This window comes from uncultured Campylobacter sp., assembly GCF_938017705.1.
Lineage (GTDB): Bacteria > Campylobacterota > Campylobacteria > Campylobacterales > Campylobacteraceae > Campylobacter_B.
The window spans coordinates 1-8,058 of record NZ_CALIIS010000099.1; the positions used below are offsets into that span (position 1 = coordinate 1).

5 protein-coding genes, 1 tRNA gene and 1 pseudogene are annotated in these 8,058 nt (G+C 43.8%); 5 read left to right on the plus strand and 2 right to left on the minus strand.

Translation table 11 applies throughout. The features are described 5' to 3' along the window. Both Q0605_RS05160 and Q0605_RS05165 read right to left on the minus strand, forming a co-directional pair. A pseudogene (locus tag Q0605_RS05160) lies at positions 1-382 on the minus strand (GMP synthase (glutamine-hydrolyzing)); the annotation flags it as partial. Positions 383-436: 54 nt separating this feature from the next. Next, on the minus strand, positions 437-637 hold the full coding sequence (locus tag Q0605_RS05165) for a hypothetical protein (protein ID WP_298704845.1): 201 nt from the start codon (positions 635-637) through the stop codon (positions 437-439). A gap of 27 nt (positions 638-664) precedes the next feature. Between Q0605_RS05165 and Q0605_RS05170 the strand changes: the two genes are divergently transcribed. The 5 genes from Q0605_RS05170 to Q0605_RS05190 all read left to right on the plus strand — a co-directional run bounded on the left by Q0605_RS05170 (position 665) and on the right by Q0605_RS05190 (position 8,056). After that, positions 665-1,075: a hypothetical protein gene (locus tag Q0605_RS05170; protein ID WP_298704847.1), complete on the plus strand. Its 411-nt coding sequence runs from the start codon at positions 665-667 to the stop codon at positions 1,073-1,075. Beyond that, positions 1,056-2,858, plus strand: a complete 1,803-nt coding sequence (gene uvrC, locus Q0605_RS05175) for an excinuclease ABC subunit UvrC (RefSeq protein WP_298704849.1) — start codon at positions 1,056-1,058, stop codon at positions 2,856-2,858. Before Q0605_RS05170 ends, uvrC begins: the two co-directional genes overlap by 20 nt. A 165-nt stretch (positions 2,859-3,023) precedes the next feature. Then, the gene (locus Q0605_RS05180; protein ID WP_298704852.1) at positions 3,024-7,574 is read left to right on the plus strand and encodes an ATP-binding protein; all 4,551 of its coding nucleotides are present in this window, start codon (positions 3,024-3,026) and stop codon (positions 7,572-7,574) included. A gap of 14 nt (positions 7,575-7,588) precedes the next feature. Further along, entirely contained in the window at positions 7,589-7,969 is a 381-nt protein-coding gene (locus Q0605_RS05185) for a response regulator (protein ID WP_005869488.1), read from the plus strand. Positions 7,970-7,982: 13 nt separating this feature from the next. Beyond that, a tRNA-Arg gene (locus Q0605_RS05190) sits at positions 7,983-8,056 on the plus strand. The last annotated feature ends 2 nt before the right edge of the window (positions 8,057-8,058 follow it).

The window sequence follows — 8,058 nt, forward strand, 5'->3', positions numbered from 1 at the left end:
AGACAGTAGAGTTATCCTCCACGCTGCCAAATAGCCTGCTAGCGCGAAGCAGTTTCAAAGAGGCTTTGCCATACTCTTTTTTACCCGCAGGCACGACGCTGGCGCCAAATTTATGCGCGATGAGCTGCATGCCGTAGCAGATACCTAAAATCGGAATTCCAAGCTCAAAAATTCTATCGTCGCAAAAATACGCATCCTTGGCGTAAACGCTAGCGGGTCCGCCACTTAAAATAAGACCTTTGGGGTTTTTCGCTTTTATCTTATCGATCGGTGCGTCGTATGCGATTAGCTCGGTGTAAACGCCTTGTTCGCGCAAGCGCCTAGCGATCAGCTGGGTGTATTGGGAGCCGAAGTCCAGCACTAAAATGTCTGCCGTTTGCATGAAATTCCTTTGTAAAAATTTTTAAAAGTATAACAAAGCAAAGCTAAAAGTAGGCTATTTATCGCGTAAAATTCTAACGCCGCCTTTCGTGTCGTTTGTATTGTTGCCATCTGCGGCGGATGCCTCTGCGTTCGCGGTTTGCTCATCCGCGTCCGAGTAAAAAGGCGGCGCTTTGTATCCGCAGCCGCTAAGCAAAACTAAGATAAAAAATGCTAAAATCCGCTTATGGAAAATGCAAGAGAAATAATAGCTCATATCAGAAAAGATCCTTTATATGCCAAGATGCGAGAAAGAGGCGAGTTCTTAGCGATTTTGCCGCTTAGTTGGCAAAGGCTGATCGCTTTCATCTACGTCAAAGATGGCATTTTGATGATAGCCGCGAAGCACCCGGCGGGGCTTTGCGAACTAAAACGCGATAGTAATATAAATTTAATAAAAGACGTATTAAAGCGCTTCGTAGCTGCTAGAGAGACGGCGGAGCTTTGCGGTGTGCGCGAGATAAAATTTTTCGTCGCAGATAGAGTGATGAATAAAAGACGCGCGCAAGCCTTTAAAATGAGTATGCGCCGAAGCAGCAAAATTTTATCTTTAGAACGCGCAAATGGGGAGTTTACAAACAAAATTCAAGATCCGCAAATTTATAAAATTTTTGAAGAGATAAGAGGGCTGATCCTTGCTAATAGAGGAGATTAAGAGCCTGCCTGCCAGACCCGGCGTGTATCAATACTTCGACGCCGCGGGCAAGCTGCTATACGTCGGCAAGGCAAAAATTTTAAAAAATCGCGTCAAAAGCTACTTTTCTTTCACGCCCGCTCTTGCTCCGAGCCCGCGCTTAAGTGCGCGCATCGCCAAGATGATAAGCGAGGCGGTGCATTTAGAATACATCGTAACGCCCAGCGAGAGCGACGCGCTGATCCTAGAAAATTCCTTCATCAAGCAGCTTAAGCCCAAGTACAACATCCTGCTGCGCGACGATAAGACCTATCCATATATCTACGTAAATTTAGACGACGATTTTCCGCGCTTTGAGATTACGCGAAAGATCGTAAAGGGCAGAAACATCAGATACTTCGGTCCTTATTTTCACGGCGCGAAGGAAATTTTACAGACGCTTTACATGCAGTTTCCGCTCGTGCAGAAGAAAAATTGCGTCAAGGGCAAGAAGGCCTGTTTGTTCCACCAGATCGGGCGCTGCGCCGCTCCGTGCGAGGATAAAATTTCAAAGCAGGATTATGCTCGTATCGTACAAAGCGCGCTTGCGGCTCTGAAAAATCCGCAAAAGATGGTGCCGCAGCTTTTGGAGCGGATGGCGCGGCTTGCACAGAGCGAAAATTTCGAGGAAGCCGCGCAGATCCGCGATAAGATCGAAATTTTAAAGCAGATGAACGTAAAGGTGGAGGTCGATCTGGCAAAGCTCGATGATTTCGAGGTCTTTGCGATTGCCGCACGCGACGGGCTCGTCTGCGCCGTGCATTTTAGCATACGTGAGGGTAAAATTTCGGCCTCAAGCTCGCATATAATTAACTGCAAAGCCCCAAGCGCCGATGATATCGCAAACGCCTACAAACAGATGATCTTAAGCGCCTTTCCGGCCGCGGCTCCCGTGGCGTGCGCTAAAATTTACGTTTACGACGAGTTTGACGATGCAGATCTGGTATGCGAAATTTTATCCAAGCGGCACGAAAGAGCGTTTAAAATTTACGCGCCGAAAATCGGCGAGAAGCGTAAAATTTGCGAGATCGCATACCAAAACTGCGAGATCAATATCAAAAAGCATCTAAAAACACACGATTACGCGTTTTTGCAGGAGCTGAAGGATTATTTTGATCTTACGAATTTGCCCGTAAATATCGAAGTTTTCGACAATTCGCATATGTTCGGCGCCGCGGCCGTGGGGGCTATGATAAGCTTTCAAGACGGCGAGTTTAACAAGCAAAACTACCGCCACAAGCACCTTAGCTCAAATAACGACTACGATCAGATGCGCGAGTACCTAACTAGCCGCGCGCTTAAATTTGACGAGCTCGCCGCGCCCGATCTGTGGCTCATCGACGGCGGAACGGCTCTGCTAAACTTGGCAGAGGAAATAATCTGCAGCGTCGGAGCAAACGTCGATATAATCGCTATTTCAAAAGAGAAAATCGACGCCAAAGCCCACCGCGCAAAGGGGGCTGCGAAAGATAAAATTTGCACGAAAGGCGGAATTTTTTCGTTGCCGACGGATGATAAGAAACTTCAGTTTTTTCAGCGTCTGCGCGATGAAGCGCACCGCTTTGCGATCTCGTTTCACCAAAAGAGCAAACGCAAGCTTGATCTGCAAAGCTCAAAGCTGCTAAGTTTGGGCGTTAGCAAAGGAAGCCTGAAGAAGCTTTTGGACTTTTACGGCGATTTTGAGAGCATTTATGCGGCGAGCTTCGATGAGATCAGATCGCTTACGAATATCCAAACCGCGGAAAAAATTTTAAACAATCATTAATAAAAACCTAACGCAAAAAGCTATATTTAAAGATTTGTTTAGTAAAATCACCCATTAACTTTGCAGGACGGCTAAATCGTCTCCGCCTAGCGTGACGGAAGCGACTTCGTTTCTCCGGTTGAATAAAATTTAACGTCGCGTAAGCTGCGCTTTGAAGGATTTTGTATGAATTTAAATACTACAAGTGCTTTGAGACTTGTTAGCGGTATTCCGTTACTTTTGATTTTCGCGTTTGCATCATATTTCTTGTTTATCTCTTTGCAGGATTATGCCAGAGTGGGAATTTTGCAGCAGCAAATTGCTAAAAATAGTAATCTCGCGGCGTTAGTAGAGCAGGTAGATAAAGAGCGCGGTATCACTTCGGCGTTTTTGGGTAGCGAGGGAAACCCCGGTATGGGAACCCTTCTATCGGGTCAACGCAAAAAAACCGACGATGCGCTTGCAAAGTATAAAGAAAGCAAAAATATCAGTGAAAACGTCATAAAAAAGACTATTTTTGATATTTTCGCTTACGGCACCGGTAATGACGAGCTTTTGGCTGCCGAGACCGATATAGACGGTTTATTAGACAAACTTCCGCAGGTAAGAATGGATGTCGATGCTCAAAGCAAAAGCTTCGGTGAGCTTTTCAGCTCATATTTTCAAAAATTCGATGATGATGTAAAAACAATCCAACGAGTGCTAAGAGAGGGTCTTGTAAGCTCAAATATTACCGTTTGGACGGTTTCGTTGCTTAATACTTATGAGGCAATGGATGCCACTGCATCGGAGCGCGACTATATTATCGAATACATCATCGGTAGCAAGGCGATGAATCAGGCGCAGCTAAGGACTTGGGCTAGCTTCAACCTATCTAGTTCGCTCCCTAATTACTACTTCTTGCCGGAATCTGATGCTAGAGCTGCAATTTTAAAAATTCTAGACGGAGAGGAATTTCAAAACGCATTAAGAGAAACTGCTAAAATTTCAGCCACATTGCAGCAAGAAGCGGACGAGGGACACTATAGCGTACCTTTTCAAGAGTGGTTTGCCTCTACTACACTTAAATATAAAAAGCTAAGCGAAATTTCTGAAAAGATCAATGCTGAGCTTGCAGCGCATGCTGATACTTATCTAGCGCAAAGACTAAGAAACCTATTTATTGCTCTTGGCATATGGGTTTTAGCGGCTATTTTGGTCATTTTTGCTTTGGGTATTACAAGACGTTTAAGACAGAATGTTACCGACCTCGGCAACGTGCTTAGCCGAATTGGCGATTTGACGAATCAGCACGAGCATATCGACGTTAGGACTAGTGAGGGTGTTAACAAGGCGTATTCGCTTATCGAGGATGCGCTTGATCTGATTGCGTATCAAAAGGGCGCTGCGGAGGATGCCAACAAGGCAAAATCGATCTTTTTAGCTAATATGTCTCATGAGATCAGGACGCCGCTTAACGGCATCATCGGCTTTACGGAGCTTCTTAAAAATACCGATCTGGATGAAGAGAAGCGCGATTATGTTGATACTATCGAAAAATCGTCCGAAAACCTTCTAACGATCATTAATAACATTTTGGATGTCTCCAAGATCGAAAGTAATAAGGTCGAGCTTGAGGATATCTTATTTAACCCTATTCAAGATTTCGAAAGCGCGGTTGAAATTTACGTTGCCAAGGCTGCCGAAAAGAATATCGACATCCTGCTCTACATCGATCCTACACTCGTGCATCATCTATACGGAGACATCACGAAGATCAAAGAGGTTCTTATCAACCTCATGTCAAATGCGGTCAAATTTACGCCTGAGCACGGCACTATCGTAGTTGAAATTTTAAGAGAGCCTAGCAAAGCTCCAGGAGAGGCGATCGTAACGTTTAGTGTCGAGGATACCGGCATTGGAATTTCTGAAGACAAGCTTGCAAATGTATTTAACGCCTTCTCTCAAGCTGACTCTACAATCACGCGCAAATACGGCGGAACAGGTCTTGGACTTACGATTTCGTCGAAATACGTAGCGATGATGGGCGGTAAGCTTCAGGTCAAATCTACCGTAGGAAAAGGTACTAGATTTTACTTCACCCTTGCTTTTAAAGAGACACAAAAAACTGATGCGGACGCAGTATTTGAAAGTATCAAAGGGCTAAATTTTGCGCTTTTAGCTGATAGCGCTGATACGATGTATAATGATATCGTTAAAAACTACATCAGCAAGCTAGGTGGTAAAATTTCGATATTTAATACGAATGCGCAGTTCCGCTCAGCGCAAAATAATAACAAATATGACGCTCTTATCACTAGATTTAAGAATTACGGCGAGGTTAGTGATATATTGAGTATGCCTACGATCTTGACTCTTAAGCCAAAAGAGCTTCAAAGTATTAGTATTTCAAATTCTAAAATTTTTACCCTCACAGAGCCTTTTAATTTAACTAAATTCGTTAAGACGCTAGATAAAATTTCAAAATCCGGAATTGCTCTAAGTAGATCGGATTTTGCTCCACAGACGCATGAGATTAAGCTGGATGCCGAGGTAGAAAAGCCTATTGTCTCTGATGAAATGATTATGGAAGAGCCGGTAGTAAAAGAAAGACCTATCATCAACAAGCTCGATGAATTACGACATGCTACTACTTCGTCGGCAGACGAGCTACGCGCTATCTTGCAAAGCAGAAGGCGTACGCATGATGCTGAGGCTCATTCTGCGCATAAAGAGGAGGCTGTTAGTAAGTCTAGTATCGCTCAAGAGCTCAAAAAAGAAGCCCCTAAAGCCGAAGAGCCGGTCATTAAGCCTATAGACATCGAGCCTATGAGTGATATTAAGATTGAAAAGACAGAGCCTGAATCGCCAAAGATTAATGTTGATATTCCTGAAATAGTAATCCCGCACGCAGAAAAGCCAAAGGTAGAGCCTTCAAGCACAAAGGATGCCCAGACCGATATCGATGAGCCTATATCTTTGGAAATTCCTGATGATTTTGTGGGGCTCAAAACACATGCGGCGCAGACCCAGGTTCCTAAAGCCGAAACTCCTAGCATTGATCTTTCCGATATCGAAATAGAGCTTCCTAAGATCAAAAAAGAGGAAGAAGTAAAGGCTGAGCCTGCAAAAGTAGAAATTCCAAAGGCTAAGGTGGAGACACATAAGGCCGAGATTGAAATTCCTGATATAGATATTGATCTTTCGGATATCAAACCGAGCGTCAAAGCGCAAGAGCCTGTTAAAAAGGTTGAAATTCCAAGCGTAGAAGAAGAAATTCCTGTAGCCGTTAAAACCGAGCCTGAAATTCCTATCGCTAAAGCTTCGAAGCCTGATACTTCAAGTGTTTCTGCTCATGAAGATGAAATTTCAAGTGTTAAACTTTCAGAACCTGAAATTCCAACTAAAAAGATAATTGAACCAGAACCTATCGCTGTTGAGCCAGAGCCAGTAGCAATTGAGCCTGAACTAAAACCTATCAAGCCAAAACTTGAAGAGGTTAAACAGGGACCGTCAAATATCGAGTCTGAACCGGTAACGCCAGTAGTAGAACCAGCGGCTCAAAATATTCCTGCCGAAGAGCCGAGTATTGAGCCGGAGCCTGTAGATATTCCGAAAGTGGAGCTTGCTACTCAAAACGACCATGTCGAAGAGCCCGAGATCGAGCCTGTTAGCGTAAAAGTCGAACCGGTAGTTATCCCGCAGCCTGAGGAAGAGGAGATGGTCGAGGTGCCCGTTACCGTATACGAAGACGAGCAACAGGAAGAAACCATTATGGTCGAAGAGGATGTCGAAGTCGAAGAAGAGGTTGAAGTGCCGGTAGAGAGAAATCCTGCCGATGAAAATGTACCTTTGGTCAATAGAAAATATAACGCCAAAATCCTTATTGCGGAGGATAATGAGATCAATCAAAAGCTTATGAAGCATACGTTAAATAGCTTTAATATGAATTTGACGATAGTCGAAAACGGACTTTTGGCGCTGGAAGCCAGAAAAGCCAATAACGACTATGATCTCATATTTATGGATATTTCGATGCCTGTTATGGACGGTATCGAATCTACAAAACAGATCAAACAATACGAGCACGAGAATAATCTCCGCCACATCCCGATCGTGGCTGTTACTGCCAATGCACTAAAGGGCGATAGAGAGAAATTTATGGCGGCGGGGCTTGACGAATACTGCACCAAGCCGATCAAAAAGGATATCTTAGCCCAAATGCTAGATAATTTTATCGGTGATAAACGATCTGATGCAGCGCCAGCCGGTGGAACTACAAAGAAGCTGGTTAAAAAGCTTGTCAAACGCCAAGTGCCTAAGACGGTCATTAAAACTGTCAAAGTGCCAAAGACGATAATGAAGCTAGTTCCTAAAAAAAGTATAGTTTCCGATGACGTAGTGAAAGCTAAGGGTGCGCGCGTGCCGACAAAAGATATACTTATATGCAAGGCAAACATTATGGAAAGTAAAATTTTTGCCAGCATATTAAAACACCAGTATAAAGACGTAGAAATTGCGGGCAATTTCGACCAGCTTATTTCTATGGCGGCTACGGGTAGCTATAAGCTTGTTTTGATTGATAAAAAGCTAGCAGGGCTAGACTTAGCGGCGTTAGAGAGCTTGCGCCGAAAAGCGTCTGCGACCAAGCTAGTTCTGTTTTCTAACGACAACGATGAAAATCCACTATTTAGCGAAGTCGCTAGTTACAATATTACCAAGTCGGGTCTTGAGAAACTCGCACAAAAATATATATAAGGATGAGGTTTTAAATGAGAGATTTGAAAGTTTTAACGGTTGATGACGACGCTATAAATTTAAAGCTACTTGAAGTTATGCTAAAAAAATATGGCAAATTCCAAACCATACTCCAAGCCAAAAACGGCTTGGACGCCCTTGCCGTACTCGAAGTTCAGCCCGTTGATTTGATTTTATTAGATATCGTAATGCCTGTGATGAATGGGCTGGAATTTTTAGATAATCTTCACGCTAGAGAAAGTATAGCTCATATCCCCGTCATCGTCCTTACTACGGACGAGACCGCTAAACGAGAGGCTTTAAATAAAGGTGCTTATGACTTTATGACAAAGCCCATCAATGACAAAGATCTTCACAAAAAACTAGACGACGTTATGAATATTATCGGCGATTAAATTGCCGATTTTTGTCCTCGTAGCTCAGTAGGATAGAGCGCAAAATTCCTAATTTTGAGGCCACAGGTTCGAATCCTGTCGGGGACACC